The organism is Janthinobacterium kumbetense, from assembly GCF_023703445.1.
GTDB classification, from domain to species: domain Bacteria; phylum Pseudomonadota; class Gammaproteobacteria; order Burkholderiales; family Burkholderiaceae_D; genus Janthinobacterium; species Janthinobacterium kumbetense.
Genome location: NZ_JAMQGR010000001.1, coordinates 1,548,646 through 1,562,960, shown reverse-complemented (window position 1 = coordinate 1,562,960; position 14,315 = coordinate 1,548,646). Strand labels below are relative to the sequence as shown.

Annotated in this window: 12 protein-coding genes and 2 riboswitches; of the genes, 5 read left to right on the top strand and 7 right to left on the bottom strand. The window is 64.4% G+C overall.

The window, feature by feature from the left end; translation table 11 throughout:
* The first annotated feature begins 66 nt into the window (after positions 1-66).
* Together NCG91_RS06795 and NCG91_RS06790 are read left to right on the top strand one after the other, a co-directional pair.
* Positions 67-1,275, top strand: coding sequence for an NAD(P)/FAD-dependent oxidoreductase (locus NCG91_RS06795; RefSeq protein ID WP_251349137.1), 1,209 nt, complete (start codon positions 67-69; stop codon positions 1,273-1,275).
* Between the two features lie 59 nt (positions 1,276-1,334).
* Positions 1,335-1,901, top strand: coding sequence for an RrF2 family transcriptional regulator (locus NCG91_RS06790; RefSeq protein ID WP_251349136.1), 567 nt, complete (start codon positions 1,335-1,337; stop codon positions 1,899-1,901).
* An 11-nt stretch (positions 1,902-1,912) separates the two neighbouring features.
* Here NCG91_RS06790 and NCG91_RS06785 read toward each other — a convergent pair whose 3' ends face one another.
* The 4 genes from NCG91_RS06785 to NCG91_RS06770 form a co-directional block, all read right to left on the bottom strand.
* The gene (locus NCG91_RS06785) at positions 1,913-2,266 is read right to left on the bottom strand and encodes a DUF6677 family protein (RefSeq protein ID WP_251349135.1); all 354 of its coding nucleotides are present in this window, start codon (positions 2,264-2,266) and stop codon (positions 1,913-1,915) included.
* Between the two features lie 36 nt (positions 2,267-2,302).
* Positions 2,303-4,987, bottom strand: coding sequence for a magnesium-translocating P-type ATPase (mgtA, locus tag NCG91_RS06780; protein WP_251349134.1), 2,685 nt, complete (start codon positions 4,985-4,987; stop codon positions 2,303-2,305).
* A gap of 386 nt (positions 4,988-5,373) precedes the next feature.
* Positions 5,374-5,985 carry a TetR/AcrR family transcriptional regulator gene (locus tag NCG91_RS06775; RefSeq protein ID WP_251349133.1) on the bottom strand — a complete coding sequence of 204 codons (612 nt, stop codon included), beginning with the start codon at positions 5,983-5,985 and terminating at the stop codon, positions 5,374-5,376.
* A 22-nt stretch (positions 5,986-6,007) separates the two neighbouring features.
* Complete coding sequence (locus NCG91_RS06770; RefSeq protein ID WP_251349132.1) at positions 6,008-7,225, bottom strand: Bcr/CflA family efflux MFS transporter; 1,218 nt, start codon at positions 7,223-7,225, stop codon at positions 6,008-6,010.
* Positions 7,226-7,388: 163 nt separating this feature from the next.
* On the opposite strand from NCG91_RS06770, the gene NCG91_RS06765 reads away from it, so the two are divergent.
* Complete coding sequence (locus NCG91_RS06765) at positions 7,389-7,547, top strand: hypothetical protein (RefSeq protein ID WP_171985004.1); 159 nt, start codon at positions 7,389-7,391, stop codon at positions 7,545-7,547.
* Positions 7,548-7,761: 214 nt separating this feature from the next.
* Here the strand turns inward: NCG91_RS06765 and gcvP are convergent, their stop codons facing one another.
* From gcvP to gcvT, 3 genes are all read right to left on the bottom strand, one after another.
* The gene (gcvP, locus tag NCG91_RS06760) at positions 7,762-10,662 is read right to left on the bottom strand and encodes an aminomethyl-transferring glycine dehydrogenase (protein ID WP_251349131.1); all 2,901 of its coding nucleotides are present in this window, start codon (positions 10,660-10,662) and stop codon (positions 7,762-7,764) included.
* Between the two features lie 103 nt (positions 10,663-10,765).
* Positions 10,766-11,146, bottom strand: coding sequence for a glycine cleavage system protein GcvH (gene gcvH, locus NCG91_RS06755; protein ID WP_077403327.1), 381 nt, complete (start codon positions 11,144-11,146; stop codon positions 10,766-10,768).
* Positions 11,147-11,217: 71 nt separating this feature from the next.
* Positions 11,218-12,339, bottom strand: a complete 1,122-nt coding sequence (gene gcvT / locus NCG91_RS06750) for a glycine cleavage system aminomethyltransferase GcvT (protein WP_251349130.1) — start codon at positions 12,337-12,339, stop codon at positions 11,218-11,220.
* 74 nt (positions 12,340-12,413) lie between these two features.
* A riboswitch (glycine riboswitch) is annotated at positions 12,414-12,519 on the bottom strand.
* Between the two features lie 28 nt (positions 12,520-12,547).
* A riboswitch (glycine riboswitch) is annotated at positions 12,548-12,634 on the bottom strand.
* A gap of 169 nt (positions 12,635-12,803) precedes the next feature.
* Between gcvT and NCG91_RS06745 the strand changes: the two genes are divergently transcribed.
* On the top strand, positions 12,804-13,376 hold the full coding sequence (locus NCG91_RS06745; protein ID WP_251349129.1) for an ATP-dependent Clp protease proteolytic subunit: 573 nt from the start codon (positions 12,804-12,806) through the stop codon (positions 13,374-13,376).
* A 152-nt stretch (positions 13,377-13,528) separates the two neighbouring features.
* Positions 13,529-14,164, top strand: a complete 636-nt coding sequence (locus NCG91_RS06740; RefSeq protein ID WP_251349128.1) for a phosphatase PAP2 family protein — start codon at positions 13,529-13,531, stop codon at positions 14,162-14,164.
* Positions 14,165-14,315 lie beyond the last annotated feature (151 nt).

Sequence of the window (14,315 nt, the reverse complement as noted above, 5' to 3'; positions counted from 1 at the left end):
CATGTCCGCTTGCGTCGCATAACGCGGAGTGATATAGTCTGCGTTATCAAATCAAGGAGAAAAAACATGACACAGCGCGTATTGATCATTGGTGCCGGCTTTGCCGGCTTGTGGAGTGCCCTGGCCGCCGTGCGCCGCCTGCGGCTGGAAAACGTTGCGGCAGGCGACATCGAAGTGGCGCTGGTGGCGCCGGAAGCCGTGCTGACGATGCGCCCGCGCCTGTACGAGCCGGCGCCTGCCGGCATGGTGGTGCCGTTGCAGCAACTGTTTGACGACACGGGCGTGCGCTTCATCGCGGGCAAGGTCGAGGCCATCCGCAGCGCCAGCGACGAGGTCGACATCGTGGCCGCCGACGGCAGCCGTTCGACCCTGGCCTATGACCGCCTGGTGCTGGCGGCGGGCAGCAGCCTGTTCCGGCCGGATATTCCTGGCTTGCAAGAATTTGCCTTCAGCACCGACCAGCGCGACGACGCGGTGGCGCTCGATGCGCACCTGCATGGTCTGGCTGCCCGGCCCGCATCGGCCGCGCGCAATACGGTCATCGTGGCCGGTGGCGGCTTCACGGGCATCGAGCTGGCGGCCGAGCTGCCGGCCCGCCTGCGCGCCATCCTGGGGCAGGATGCCGAGATCAAGGTGATCATCGTCGAGCGGGCGCCCGACATCGGCCCCGACCTGGGACCGGGACCGCGTCCCGTGATCGAGCAGGCGCTGGCGGAGCTGGGCGTGGAATGCCGGCTCGGTTCGGCCGTCGCCGCCATCGACGGGGACGGCTTGACGACGGCCGATGGCGAGCGCATCGAGGCGGCCACCGTGGTGTGGACGGCGGGCGTGCGGGCCAGCGCGCTGACGGCGCAGATTCCCGGTGACAAGGACGCGGCGGGCCGCCTGCGGGTGGCGAACGACTTGCGCGTGCCTGGCGCGGGCAAGGTGTTTGCCACGGGCGACGCGGCCGTCGCGGCCACGGACGACGCTGGCAATCACACGCTGATGAGTTGCCAGCACGCCATGTTCCTTGGACGTTCCTCGGGCGATAATGCCGTGGCCGACCTGCTGGGCCTGGCCACGCGGCCCTACCGCCAGCCGTATTATGTGACGTGCCTGGACCTGGGGGCGTGGGGCGCGGTCGTCACGCAGGGCTGGGAGCGCAAGGTGTGGATGACGGGCAGCGAAGGCAAGGCCTTGAAGGTGGCCATCAATGGCCGCGTGATTTATCCGCCCGCCGACAGCGCGGCGGCGCTGGCGGCCGCCGATCCCGCGTTCGAGCTGTCGCTGTAGCCTTGCGGCTGCAAACGGGGAGTGCTACAGTCCCCGTTTTGCAACGGAGGAATGGCATCATGGCACATTATGGAAGCGGCACCGAGTATGGCTTGCATTGCCTGCTGTATCTGGCGCAGCCGCTTGCCGAGCCTGCCAGCAGCCGCGACCTGGCGGAATTGCAGGGCATTTCCGTCTCTTTCCTGGCAAAAATCTTCCCCAAGCTGGAGAAGGCGGGCATCGTGACGGCGTCGGAAGGCATACGCGGCGGCTACCAGCTGGCGCGTCCGGCTGCCGAGATCAGCGTGCTCGACGTGGTGGACGCCATCGAGGGGCCGAAACCGCTGTTCGATTGCCAGCAGATCCGCAGCCGCTGCACCCTGTATGAAGGCGAGCCGCCCGGCTGGATGACCAGCGGCGTGTGCGGCATCCATGCCTTGATGCTGCGCGCCGAGAAAAGCATGCGCGCCGAGCTGGCCAAGACGACCCTGGCCGACCTGGCGCAAGGCGTGGGCAGTGCGGCGCCGGCCGGCTTTGGCGAGGATTTGCAGGGCTGGTTCAGCGACCGCGTGCAGGTGCGCAGCGAGGCGCGCATCGCTGCCGTACGCGGACCGAAGCCGCGCCGCGTCAAGGGTGATGCCGTCTGACGCCAGCGACCTTAGGGTTTCAATAGCATGGTATCGACGAGGCTGCCGATCCAGCATGCCACCAGCACACCCACGGCCACCGTCATGGCGGGGCCGTCATGGGCCGACAGCGCATCGACTTTTTCCGCGATCAGTTGCACGTCGAGGGGCAGGGCGCCGCTGTCGATCTGCGCCATAACTTGATCCAATCGTGCCATGATCTGGCGCAATACGAGCACCAGCGCGACCAGCGCGGGCACAATGAACAGGCAGCCGCGCGCCTTGCGCTTTAATAAGAAATGCCCGCTGCCGGGAAACACGAGGCCCGACAGCAGCAGGGCCTGCGTGCGTTTGGATAGGGATGAAGGTGAGGGGGAGCCGCTCATGCGTGCCTTGTGTAGGGGTAAGAGCGGCCCATCATACTATTGCCAGCCGAATTTGCGCAGGTACACGCGTTTCATGAACGTCGTCAGCAGGGTGTAGCAGACGAGGATGCCCAGCAGCCATGGGAAGTAGCCCAATGGCAAGGCTTGCAGCTTGAAGTAAGTCGCCAGCGGACCCATCGGCAGGAAGACGCCCACGGCCATGATCAGGGTCGTGGCCACCAGCAGGGGCACGGAAGCGATGCTGTCGATGAAGGGCAGCTTCGGCGTGCGGATCAGGTGCACGATCAGCGTCTGCGTCAGCAAGCCCACGACGAACCAGCCGGACTGGAACAGGGTTTGCTGTTCCGGGGTATTCGCGCCAAATACATGCCACATCAGGATAAACGTGCTGATGTCGAAGATCGAGCTGATGGGGCCGAAAAACACCATGAAGCGGCCGATGTCGCGCGGGTTCCAGCTCAGCGGCTGCTGGATCAGTTCGGCGTCGACATTGTCGAACGGGATGGCGATCTGCGACACGTCGTACAGCAGGTTTTGCACCAGCAAGTGCAGCGGCAGCATGGGCAGGAACGGCAGAAAGGCGCTGGCCACCAGCACGGAAAACACATTGCCGAAGTTCGAGCTGGCCGTCATGCGAATGTATTTGAGCATGTTGCTGAAGGTGCGGCGGCCTTCCAGCACGCCTTCTTCCAGCACCATCAGGCTCTTTTCCAGCAGGATGATGTCGGCCGCTTCCTTGGCGATATCGACGGCGGAATCGACGGAAATGCCGATATCGGCCGCGCGCAGGGCGGGCGCGTCGTTGATGCCGTCGCCCATGAAGCCGACGATGTGGCCATTGCCGCGCAGGGCGCGCACGAGGCGCTCCTTGTGCAGCGGGCTGAGCTTGGCAAATACCGTGTTGTCCTCGGCCGCCTTGGCCAGGGTGGCGTCATCCATGTCGTCCAGTTGCGGACCTTGCAGCACGCCATGCACGGCCAGGCCCACTTCGCGGCAAATCTTCGCCGTCACGAGGTGGTTGTCGCCCGTCAACACTTTCACGGTCACGCCGTGTTCCGCCAGCGCGCGCAGGGCGGGCGCCGTCGATTCCTTCGGCGGATCGAGGAAGGCGACATAGCCGATCAGCGTGAGCGCCGTTTCATCGGCCACGCCGTACACGGTTTTATGGGGCGGCACTTCCTTGACGGCCACGGCCACCACGCGCAAACCTTCCGCGTTCAGGCCATGCGTGGTTTCCAGCACCTTGTCCAGCAGAGCCGCATCGAGGGGAATATTCACGCCGCCCAGGCGCAAATGGCTGCAGGCGGCGAGGATTTCCTCGACGGCGCCCTTGCAGATCAGTTCATGGTGATCATTCTTTTCGGAAACGACGACGGACATGCGGCGGCGCACGAAATCGAAGGGGATTTCATCGACTTTTACATAGTCGCGCGCCAGCTGCATTTCCGTCTGCAATTCCACGTGGTCGAGCACGGCGCGGTCCAGCAGGTTTTTGAGGCCCGTCTGGTAGTGGCTGTTCAAATAGGCGAATTGCAGCACTTCATCGGATTGCTGGCCGAACACGTCGGTGTGGCGCTCGAGCACGATCTTGTCCTGCGTCAAGGTACCCGTCTTGTCCGTGCACAGCACGTCCATGGCGCCGAAGTTCTGGATGGCGTCCAGGCGCTTGACGACGACTTTCTTTTTCGACAGTTTCACGGCGCCCTTGGCCAGGGTGCTGGTGACGATCATGGGCAGCATTTCCGGCGTCAGGCCCACGGCGACGGACAGGGCGAACAGGAACGCTTCCATCCAGTCGCCCTTGGTCCAGCCATTGATGAGGAACACGAGCGGCGCCATCACGAGGGCGAAGCGGATCAATAGCCAGCTGACGCTGTTCACGCCCGCTTCGAACGCCGTCGGCGTGCGCTCGGTGGCCGTCACGCGCGTGGCGATGGTGCCGAAGTAGGTGCGGTTGCCCGTGGCCAGCACCAGCGCCGTGGCGGCGCCCGAGATCACATTCGTGCCCATGAACAGCAGATTGGCCAGCTCCATGGGGTCGCGGCCAGCGCTGTCGGCCAGCTCGGCCATCTTTTCCACCGGCAAGGATTCGCCCGTCATGGCGGCCTGGCTGACGAACAGGTCTTTCGCGGACAGCAAACGGCAATCGGCGGGGATCATGTCGCCGGCCGACAGCACGATGAGGTCGCCCTGCACCAGCTGGCGGATCGGCAGTTCGACTTGCTGGCCATTGCGCAGCACGGTGGCTGTATTGCTGACCATGGCTTTCAGGCGCTCGGCGGCGCGGTTCGAGCGGCCTTCCTGCACGAAACGCAGCAAGGTCGACAGGATCACCATGGTGCCGATGACGATGGTCGCCTTCGGGTCTTCCGTCAGGTAGGACACGATGGCCAGCACGGTGAGCAGCAGGTTGAACGGATTCTTGTAACATAGCCACAGGTGCTGGTACCAGGCCAGCGGTTTTTCATGCTCGACCTCGTTCGGACCCGTTTGCGCGCCGATCACTTGCGCTTCGGCATCGCGCAAGCCTTCCAGGCGCGTGTGCAGGCGGTTCAGGGCGCTATCGAGGTCTTCGTGGGCGGCGGCCAGCAGCTGGCGCGCCAGGTGGTCGGGCACGGGGCGGGCCGTGCTGTTTTCCAGCGGCATGGCGCGGCGGCGGAAGTTGCCTGCCGTATGGCGCTTGCGCAGGAACGATTCGAATAAGCGGGTGAAGAGATTCATTGCTCTTCCTTTCACGACGAGGTGTTGACGGGCGGCGCAGCCGCAGGCAAGACTTGCGTGCCGCCAAAGCACGATAGTGCTGGCGGGCAATCCGGGTCAGTAGCCGGTCGCGATCGGAAAGAGGGGGGAGAGGCGCGCGGCCGGACTGGCCGCGCGAGACACCGCACCTTGCTCAGCAAGGCACGGAGGAAACGGAATTCCGCGTTGCTTGCTGTTTAGCTGCCGAGGCAATCGCCGATACAAGATCGGCTACTGTCACTAGAACAAGTACCCACGTGGGACTCCGTAAATGAATAATGGGGGCATCTTATGCACATGCTGCAAGAGTGTCAACTGAAGAAATCTTAGGTTTCCAAAGTGTAATGTGACTGTGGCAGGCCGCATGCTCAGCCATGTTGCGCCGCCATCGCCAGCGAATCGGACAATATCTGCCACAGCGCCGCGTGGCGCTGCTGCAGCGCGGCGCCGCCCGCGTAGATCAGCTCTACGTGCAGGCTGTCGACGATGCCCAGGTAGGCTTGCGCATACAGGTCGATGCGCTGCGGCGATAACGTGGGCGCGAGACGGGCCAGGCTCTGCACGTAATACCGCTGCAGCTGCGCCAGCAAGGCTTCGTAGCCCGTGCCCACTTCCACGCGCAGGGGCGCGGGCGGCAAATACGCCGTGCGCAGCAGAAAGCGCAAATGGGCCGAGTCCGCATAGCGCTGCGCCATGCGGTCGCAGTACAGGGCGCCGGCTTGCTGGCCGCCGGGCGCCGCCAGCGCCGCTTCGTCGGCGAAGCAGCTGTCCATGAAGGCTTGCTCTTCGGCCAGGGCGTCGGCAAACACGTCGAGGAAGAGGGCGTCCTTGCCGGCGAAGTGCGAATACAGCGACGCCTTGCGCATGCCCGCCTGCGCGGCGATGTCGCTGAGGGACGAAGCGTCGTAGCCGTGTTCCGAAAAGTGGACGACGGCGACGGCACAGATGTTATCGGCCGAGGCCGAGCGTTTTTTCATCATGGGGGTGATATGGGGTGAGGCGTCAGTGCGCTCCCAGGCTGCTGGCATGGACCGGATGGACGCGCGCAGTGGCCAGGGTCAGCCATGATACCAGCAGGCCGGCCACGGTCAAGAACAGCAGCCACGGCAGCGGCCCCCATTCGGACAGGCTGGCCGCCAGCGGCGTGGCCAGCGACGACAAGGTCATCTGGATGGCGCCCAGCAGGGCGGCCGTGGAACCGAGCGCGCGCTGCTGGGAACCCATGGCCATGGCCATCAGCGCCGCTTCCGCGATGCCCAGGCCAAACAGGGCCACGAACATGCCGGGCACGACGGCTGCAATGCCTGCTCCCGCCCAGGCGCCGAGCAGGGCCAGCCCCGCGCCGCCCAGCATGGCCACGCTGCCCGCCACGCAAAGGCGCGCCACGCCGTGCTTTTCCACCAGGCGGCCGCTGGCCATGGCGCCCAGCAGCACGGCCACGCCCGTGGCGCCGAAGACGAGGCCGAAGCTGCCCGCGGACAGGCCGAAATCGCGCTGATACACGAGCGATGCGCCGCCGATATAGGCAAACAGGAAAAAGAAAGTGGCCGACAGGGCCAGCGCGGGCAGCAGGAAGGCGCGGTCCAGCGCGATGCGCGCATACGTGCGGTGCATGCCGCGCGGCGCGACGCGCCGGGCCGCTGGCAGGGTTTCTGGCAGGAACAGCGCGCTATTGAGCAAGGTCAAGACACCCAGCGCGGCCAGGGCCAGCATCACGGCGCGCCAGCCGTAGTGGGCGTCGAGCAAGCCGCCCACGGCGGGCGCCAGCACGGGCGCCAGGCCGACGATGGTCATCAAGAGGGCAAACAGCTGCGCCGCTTTGACGCCATCGGCCACGTCGCGCACCATGCTCATCACCACGACCAGGGTCAGCGCGGCGCCCATGCCTTGCAGCAAGCGCGCCAGCAGCAGGGTGCTCAATTGATCCGCCTGCGACGCCCACACGGCGGCAAGAATGTACACGGCGATGCCGGCCAGCAGCGGACGGCGCCGGCCCAGCATGTCGGTCAGCGGCCCGCACAGCAATTGCCCGCCGCCCAGGGCGAGCAGGAAAACCGTCAGGCTCAGCTGCACGTTCGCATACGAGGTGTGCAGCTCGCGCGCCATGGCGGGCATCGAGGCCAGGTACATGTCGATGCCGGCTGGGCCGAGCACGGCCACCAGGGCCAGGGAAGCCGCCAGCCCGAGACTGGCGGCGGGGAGAGTGGTTTGCTGCTGCATTGCGCTTCCTTTGTATCGTCAAAAAACACGGCATGGACATTGCCGTCTTTTTTATTGTACACTGACTACCTACCGATAGGTAGCCAACTCAATAAAGGCAAAGGATGACGACGATGATGAATGTAACAATGGCGGCTGCGCCGCATCTGCGGGGAGAGCGGACATGACGGAAGTGGGTATTTCGCTCAGCGGCGTGGCCGTGGCCTTGCTGTTTGCCGCCTGGAGTTCGCACCGTGCCCGCTGCGAGCGGCGCGATGTCGTGCTGCTGACGATGCTGGGCACCGCCCTGGGATTGCCGGGCGCGGCCTTGCTGGCGCTGTAACGCGGCGCATAAAAAAACGGCAGACCTTGCGGCCTGCCGTTCTGGTTTAATGTTCCCGGTTTTCGCCGGGATTTTAATTCCTGATTACTGAGTATCGACGCCTGACAAAACCGTAGCGAGCGTCAGCGATTTGTGGTCGAGAAGCGCAACCGTACTTCAGTACGGTGAGCATCGCCGGCCGCAAAGCGCGACGCGCAGTAGGTTTGGTCTGGCGTTATTCCTCTTCGTAGGAGCTGATCGGTGCGCAACCGCAGAACAGGTTGCGGTCGCCGTACACGTTGTCGGCGCGGCCGACCGGCGGCCAGTATTTGCGCTGGCGCAAGGAAGCGACGGGGTAGGCGGCGATTTCGCGGCTGTACTTGCGTTCCCAGTTGTCCGACATCAATACCTGTGCCGTGTGCGGCGCGTTTTTCAGCGGGTTGTCGTCGTGGTCGAATTCACCGCTGGCGACCTTGGCGATTTCCGCGCGGATGGCGATCATGGCGTCGATGAAGCGGTCGATCTCCACTTTCGATTCGCTTTCCGTCGGCTCGATCATCAGGGTGCCCGGCACGGGGAAGCTCATGGTCGGCGCATGGAAACCGAAGTCCATCAAGCGCTTGGCCACGTCTTCGTTGCTGATGCCGGTGGCGTCCGTGATCGGGCGCAGGTCCAGGATGCACTCGTGGGCGACCAGGCCGTCGTGGCCCGAGTACAGCACCGGGTAGTGCGGCGCCAGGCGGCGTGCGATGTAGTTCGCCGCCAGGATCGCCGTCTCGGTGGCGGCCGTCAAGCCTTCCGCGCCCATCATGGCGATGTACATCCACGAAATCGGCAGGATGCTGGCCGAGCCGAACGGCGCGGCGCTGACGGCGCCGATGCCGGCGGCGTCGCGCTGGTAGCCCGAGGAACGCTGGTTCGGCAGGAATTTCGCCAGGTGGGCGCCGACGCCGATCGGGCCGACGCCTGGTCCGCCGCCGCCGTGCGGGATGCAGAAGGTTTTATGCAGGTTCAGGTGGGATACGTCGCCGCCAAACGAGCCGGGAGCGGCCACGCCGACCAGCGCGTTCATGTTGGCGCCGTCGATGTAGACCTGGCCGCCGTGCGCGTGGATGATTTCGCACAGTTCCTGGATGCCTTCTTCAAACACGCCGTGGGTGGACGGGTAGGTGACCATTACGCAGGCCAGGTTGGCGCTGTGCTTTTCCGCCTTCGCCTTCAGGTCGGCCAGGTCCACGTTGCCGTTGGCGTCGCAGCTGGTGACGACCACCTGCATGCCGACCATGTTGGCCGAGGCGGGGTTGGTGCCGTGCGCCGACGACGGGATCAGGCAGATGTTGCGGTGGCCTTCGCCGCGCGATTCATGGTAGGCCTTGATCACCAGCAGACCCGCGTATTCGCCCTGCGAGCCGGCGTTCGGCTGCAGCGAGACGGCCGCGTAGCCCGTCAAGGCGCACAGCATCTCTTCCAGCTGCGAAATCATCTCGCGGTAGCCGACCGTTTGCGCGTCCGGCGCGAACGGGTGGATGTTCGAAAATTCCGGCCAGGTGACGGGGATCATTTCGCTCGTCGCGTTCAGCTTCATGGTGCACGAACCGAGCGGGATCATGGTGCGGTCCAGCGCCAGGTCCTTGTCGGCCAGGCTGCGCAGGTAGCGCAGCATTTCGTGTTCCGAATGGTAGCTGTTGAAGACGGGGTGGGTCAGGTAGGCGCTTTCGCGCGCCAGTTGCGCCGGCAGGGCGCTGGTCACGCCCGCTTCCACGCTGTCCAGGTCCGGCGCGGCAGGCGCGTTGGCCAGGCCGTGCGCGAACACCTTCCACAGCAGCGCGATATCGTCGCGCGTGGTGGTTTCATCGAGCGACACGCCCACGTGGGTGTTGTCGATCTTGCGCAGGTTGACGCCGTGGTGCATGGCCGTCGCGTGCAGCTGCGCCGCATCGACGACGTTGATGGTCAGGGTGTCGAAGTAGCTCGCATTGACGACGCCATAGCCGAGGGTCTTCAGGTTGGCGGCCAGCACGCCCGTAAAGCGGTGCACGCGGCGGGCGATCTGCAGCAGGCCGGCCGGGCCGTGGTAGACGGCGTACATCGAAGCCATCACGGCCAGCAGCACTTGCGCCGTGCAGATGTTCGAGGTCGCTTTTTCGCGGCGAATATGCTGTTCGCGCGTTTGCAGGGCCAGGCGGTACGCCTTGTTGCCTTGCGCATCGACGGTCACGCCCACCAGGCGGCCCGACATATTGCGCTTGAATTCATCGCGCGTGGACAGATAGCCCGCGTGCGGGCCGCCGAAGCCGAGCGGCACGCCGAAGCGCTGGCTGTTGCCGACGACGACGTCGGCGCCCCATTCGCCCGGAGGCGTGAGCATGGTCAGGGCCAGCAGGTCGGCCGCGACGATGACCATGGCGCCGTTCGCGTGCAGTTTTTCCACGCCGGCGCGGTAATCGCGCACGACGCCGTTGACGCCAGGGTATTGCAGCAGCACGCCGAAGCAGGCGTCCAGCGATTCGATTTCCGCCGGATCGAACGTGCGCACTTCGATGCCGATCGGCTGGGCGCGCGTCTGCACCACTTCCAGCGTTTGCGGCAGCACGTCATTGGCCACATACAGCACGTTCGACTTCGACTTGCCCACGCGCTGGATCAGGGTCATCGCTTCGGCGGCGGCCGTGCCTTCGTCCAGCATCGAGGCGTTCGAGATGCCCATGCCGGTCAGATCGGTGATCACTTGCTGGAAGTTCAGGATCGCTTCCAGGCGGCCTTGCGAAATCTCAGGCTGGTAAGGCGTGTACGCCGTGTACCAGGCCGGATTTTCAAAGATGTTGCGCAAAACGACACCGGGCGTGAATGTGTTGTAGTAGCCTTGGCCGATCAGGGATTTGAGAACCTGGTTCTTGCCGGCGATGGCTTTCAGGCGCGACAGGGCTTCCTGTTCCGGCATCGGCTGCGAATAGGCGCCCAGGGGCAGGGCGCCCTTGTTGCGGATGTTGGCCGGTACCAGGGCGTCGATCAGCGCGGCGCGCGATGGATAGCCGAGGGTCGCCAGCATGGCTGCTTGTTCGGTGTGGGAAGGGCCGATGTGGCGGGCGATGAAGGCATCGCGTGCTTCGAGTTGGGTCAGGCTGGTGCGGGTCATGATATAGAGGCCAAAAAAGACTGAAAAACCGGGATGCGGCGCGCGGGCGCAGCGCAGAAAAAATGCAAACGGGCCGCGATTGCGGCCCGTGAGTCAAACGCGATTAGGCGCCGGTGGTGGCGCCATAGGCGGCAGCGTCGAGCAAGCCGTCCAGGGCCGACACGTCGGCTGGCTTGATCTTGAACAGCCAGTTGGCGTAGGCGTCGGCATTGATCGACTCGGGCGAGTTGACCACGTCGTCGTTGACGGCCACGACTTCGCCGGCGATCGGCGCGTAGATGTCGCTCGCTGCCTTGACCGATTCCACCACGGCGGCGTCGTCGCCGGCGCCGTAGGTGTTGCCCACGGTTGGCAGTTCGACGAAGACGATGTCGCCCAGGGCGTCCTGCGCGTACTCGGTGATGCCGACGGTGATCGTGCCGTCGCCTTCAAGGCGTACCCATTCGTGGGAAGCGGTGTACTTCAGGTCTGCAGGAATGTTCATGTGTGGCTCCAGATGGTAAGTGTTCGTTATTGATTATGGTTGTACGGTCTTGCGGGCGGCTCTATAAAACCTTACGCAGCCAGGATTTTACCGTTACGCACGAAAGGCAGCTTGACGACGGAAGCGGCCAGCTGCTTGCCGCGGATTTCCACGTGCACGGTGTCGCCCACGGCGACGCCGTTCGGCACGCGCGCCAGCGCGATCGCTTCCTGCATCGTCGGGCTGAAGGTGCCGCTGGTGATTTCGCCCGTGGCTTCGCTGCCGGCGATGATGACTTTCTGGTGGGCGCGCAGCACGCCGCCTTTTTCGCGCAGGATCAAACCGACGAATTGCGCATTCTGGCCCTTGGCCAGCAGGGCCGCCTTGCCGATGAAGTCACGCTCGCTGACCAGGTCGATGGTCCACGCCAGGCCCGCGTCGAGCGGGTTGACGGTTTCATCCATGTCCTGGCCGTACAGATTCATACCCGCTTCCAGGCGCAGGGTGTCGCGCGCGCCCAGGCCGGCCGGCTTGACGCCGGCCGCCGCCAGGGCGTTCCACAGCGCTTCCACCTGGGTCGCGGCCACGCCGATTTCAAAGCCGTCTTCGCCCGTGTAGCCGGTGCGCGCCAGCATGACTTCGCCGAAGGCCGTGTCCTTGACGATGACGACGTTGAACGGCTTGATGGCTTCGGACGCGGCTTGCGTTTCCGGCAGCACTTGCCACACCTTGGCGCGCGCGTTCGGGCCTTGCACGGCCACCAGGGCCATCGGATTGTTGGCATTGCGGCGCTCGGTGATCGTCAGGCCGCTGTTGGTGTTGGTGTTTTGCTGCTGCATCCACGCCACGTCTTTTTCAGCCGTGCCCGCGTTGACGACGAGGCGGAACCAGTTTTCGTTGAAGAAGTAGACGATCAGGTCATCGATGACGGTGCCTTCGGCATTGAGCATGCACGAGTACAGCGCCTTGCCCGACACTTGCAGCTTGTCAACGTTGTTGGCCAGCAAGCCGCGCAGGAAGGCGCGCACGTTCGGACCTTCGATATCGACCACGCACATATGGGACACGTCGAACATGCCGGCATCGCCGCGCACGGCGTTGTGTTCTTCGATTTGCGAGCCGTAGTTGACGGGCATGTCCCAGCCGCCGAAATCGACCATGCGGGCGCCGAGGGCACGGTGGGCGTTATTGAGTGGGGTCGCTTTGAGCGTCATGGATTCCTCGGGACGAAGGTAAAAGGGGAGTTAACAAAACATAGAATAGCCAAACACGGCTTTCCAGCGTGATCACTGACCCCCCTGTCCTTTGTACCTGAGAGATTACGGGGGCTTGCCCCGTGCGCCCCTTCGGTGGGCCGCCGGCAATAGCCGCGGCCGCTCTCCAGAGTTGAGCTGAAACGTGTCGCCAAAGCAACAGCTTCAGTCCGCCTGATCGGTCCTTTTGCCTGAGAGTTTTTGGGTAGTGCCCCTTCGGCGGCAACGCTGGTTTGCCCTCTCCCGATCAAGTGGGAGGAATATATGCCAGCAGGGTGTTTCTGTCAATCTGAAAAGACGTTGCCAAATTGCAGCAAAAGCCCCGGTTTGCGGGGCTGTCAGGGGGCTGGCGGCGCCGCAAAAGGGCGCCCGGCCGCGCGGGAATGCGCTATGATGAAATTCTGGCTTTCTTGCGGGTGCCTGCCATGAACACTACACAAAGCGAGACGCAAAACAACACCGAGCAGCACGGTTACTTTACCCTCTCGGGCGACGTCAACAGCGATATGGTGCGGCGCGTCTTCAACGCCGCGGCCGACATCACGGAAGACAAGCTCACCACCGCGCACATCCTGATCCAGTCGAACGGCGGCTATGTCAGCGACGGCATCTGTCTGTACAACTTCCTCAGCAAGTTGCCGCTCGACATCATCACCTACAACGCGGGCGCCGTGGCCTCCATCGCCGTCACCCTGTTCCTGGCGGGGCGGCACCGCCATGCCAGCGACACGGCCCGCTTCATGGTGCACAAGTCGCATGCGACGGCCTCGCCCGGTTCCCGCCCCGACGCGCTCAGCATCATCGTCGAGGGCTTGCGCGCCGACGACATGCGTACCGAGCGCATCCTGCGCGGCCACGTCAGCCTGACGGAAGAGCAGTGGCAGGTGCACGCGTATTCCGACCTGCACCTGACGGCCGACCAGGCGCTGGAAGTGGGCATGATCGAATCGATCCGCGACTTTGCGCCGCCCAAGGGCAAGCGCCTGACGAATATCTGACGCCTGCCGCGCTATGCCATGCCGGGCCGATGGTTTCAGCGTGGAAAGTTTGTAATCGAATGTAATTCTTCGCTGCAGCACAGCAAAAGCCGCGCGGAACAGGGCAGAGTCGTGGCATAGTGCAAGCTGATCATGAAATAAGTGCAGGCGCGATGACTTGGTGGAATGGGATTTCTTTTGCGGCCGATATGTCCGTGATGGGGCCGGCTGGCGTGGCGATTGCCCTGTGGCTGCTCGTCTCGCGCCAATGGCGCCTGGTGCTCAGCTGGAGCCTGTGGTACGGCGGCGGCCTGGCCCTCGTGGTGCTGTCGAAGCTGGCTTTCATGAGCTGGGGCGTGGGCAGCAGCGCGCTCGATTTTACGGGCTTCAGCGGCCACGCCATGCGCGCCGGCGCCGTGTTTCCCGTGCTGATGTATGTGCTGCTGCAGCGGGCCGCACCGCGCTGGCGCCATGCCGGCGTGCTCGTCGGCGTGGCCTTTGCCGTGCTGGTGGCCATTTCGCGCGTGGTCGTGCATGCGCACAGCGTGTCGGAGGCAGTCAGCGGCTGCGTGCTGGGCCTGGCGCTGGCGCTGGGCTTCATGTGGAGCGCCCGCGGCGCCGTGAATATCGCCGTCAGCCATGCGCTGGCCCTGGCCAGCCTCGTGCTGATGGTGGGGCTCAGCTTCAAGGCGGAGCCCATGCCGACCGAGCAATGGCTGCAAAAACTGGCCCTGGTACTGTCCGGCCATGAGCGTGTTTTTTCCCGCGAAGACTGGAAACTGGCGCAGGATGGCCGCCCAGCCCCGTAAGGCGGGGCACGCCGGCGCCTGGCGCTGCGGTTTTTTGGCCAGAAAAGCATCAGGAAATGGTATGATGAACCACTCCCTGCGGTGAGTGGCCGGACTGTTGCCGCAAGGGTGGCCAAGGTGGCCATGAACTGAATATGAACCGGGTTCACCC

Bases quoted from the DNA above. Each gene is read 5' to 3' on its own strand.
- NCG91_RS06795 (WP_251349137.1), top strand. From the start codon at position 67: ATGACACAGCGCGTATTGATCATTGGTGCCGGCTTTGCCGGCTTGTGG.
- NCG91_RS06790 (WP_251349136.1), top strand. From the start codon at position 1,335: ATGGCACATTATGGAAGCGGCACCGAGTATGGCTTGCATTGCCTGCTG.
- NCG91_RS06785 (WP_251349135.1), bottom strand. From the start codon at position 2,266: ATGAGCGGCTCCCCCTCACCTTCATCCCTATCCAAACGCACGCAGGCC.
- mgtA (WP_251349134.1), bottom strand. From the start codon at position 4,987: ATGAATCTCTTCACCCGCTTATTCGAATCGTTCCTGCGCAAGCGCCAT.
- NCG91_RS06775 (WP_251349133.1), bottom strand. From the start codon at position 5,985: ATGATGAAAAAACGCTCGGCCTCGGCCGATAACATCTGTGCCGTCGCC.
- NCG91_RS06770 (WP_251349132.1), bottom strand. From the start codon at position 7,225: ATGCAGCAGCAAACCACTCTCCCCGCCGCCAGTCTCGGGCTGGCGGCT.
- NCG91_RS06765 (WP_171985004.1), top strand. From the start codon at position 7,389: ATGACGGAAGTGGGTATTTCGCTCAGCGGCGTGGCCGTGGCCTTGCTG.
- gcvP (WP_251349131.1), bottom strand. From the start codon at position 10,662: ATGACCCGCACCAGCCTGACCCAACTCGAAGCACGCGATGCCTTCATC.
- gcvH (WP_077403327.1), bottom strand. From the start codon at position 11,146: ATGAACATTCCTGCAGACCTGAAGTACACCGCTTCCCACGAATGGGTA.
- gcvT (WP_251349130.1), bottom strand. From the start codon at position 12,339: ATGACGCTCAAAGCGACCCCACTCAATAACGCCCACCGTGCCCTCGGC.
- NCG91_RS06745 (WP_251349129.1), top strand. From the start codon at position 12,804: ATGAACACTACACAAAGCGAGACGCAAAACAACACCGAGCAGCACGGT.
- NCG91_RS06740 (WP_251349128.1), top strand. From the start codon at position 13,529: ATGACTTGGTGGAATGGGATTTCTTTTGCGGCCGATATGTCCGTGATG.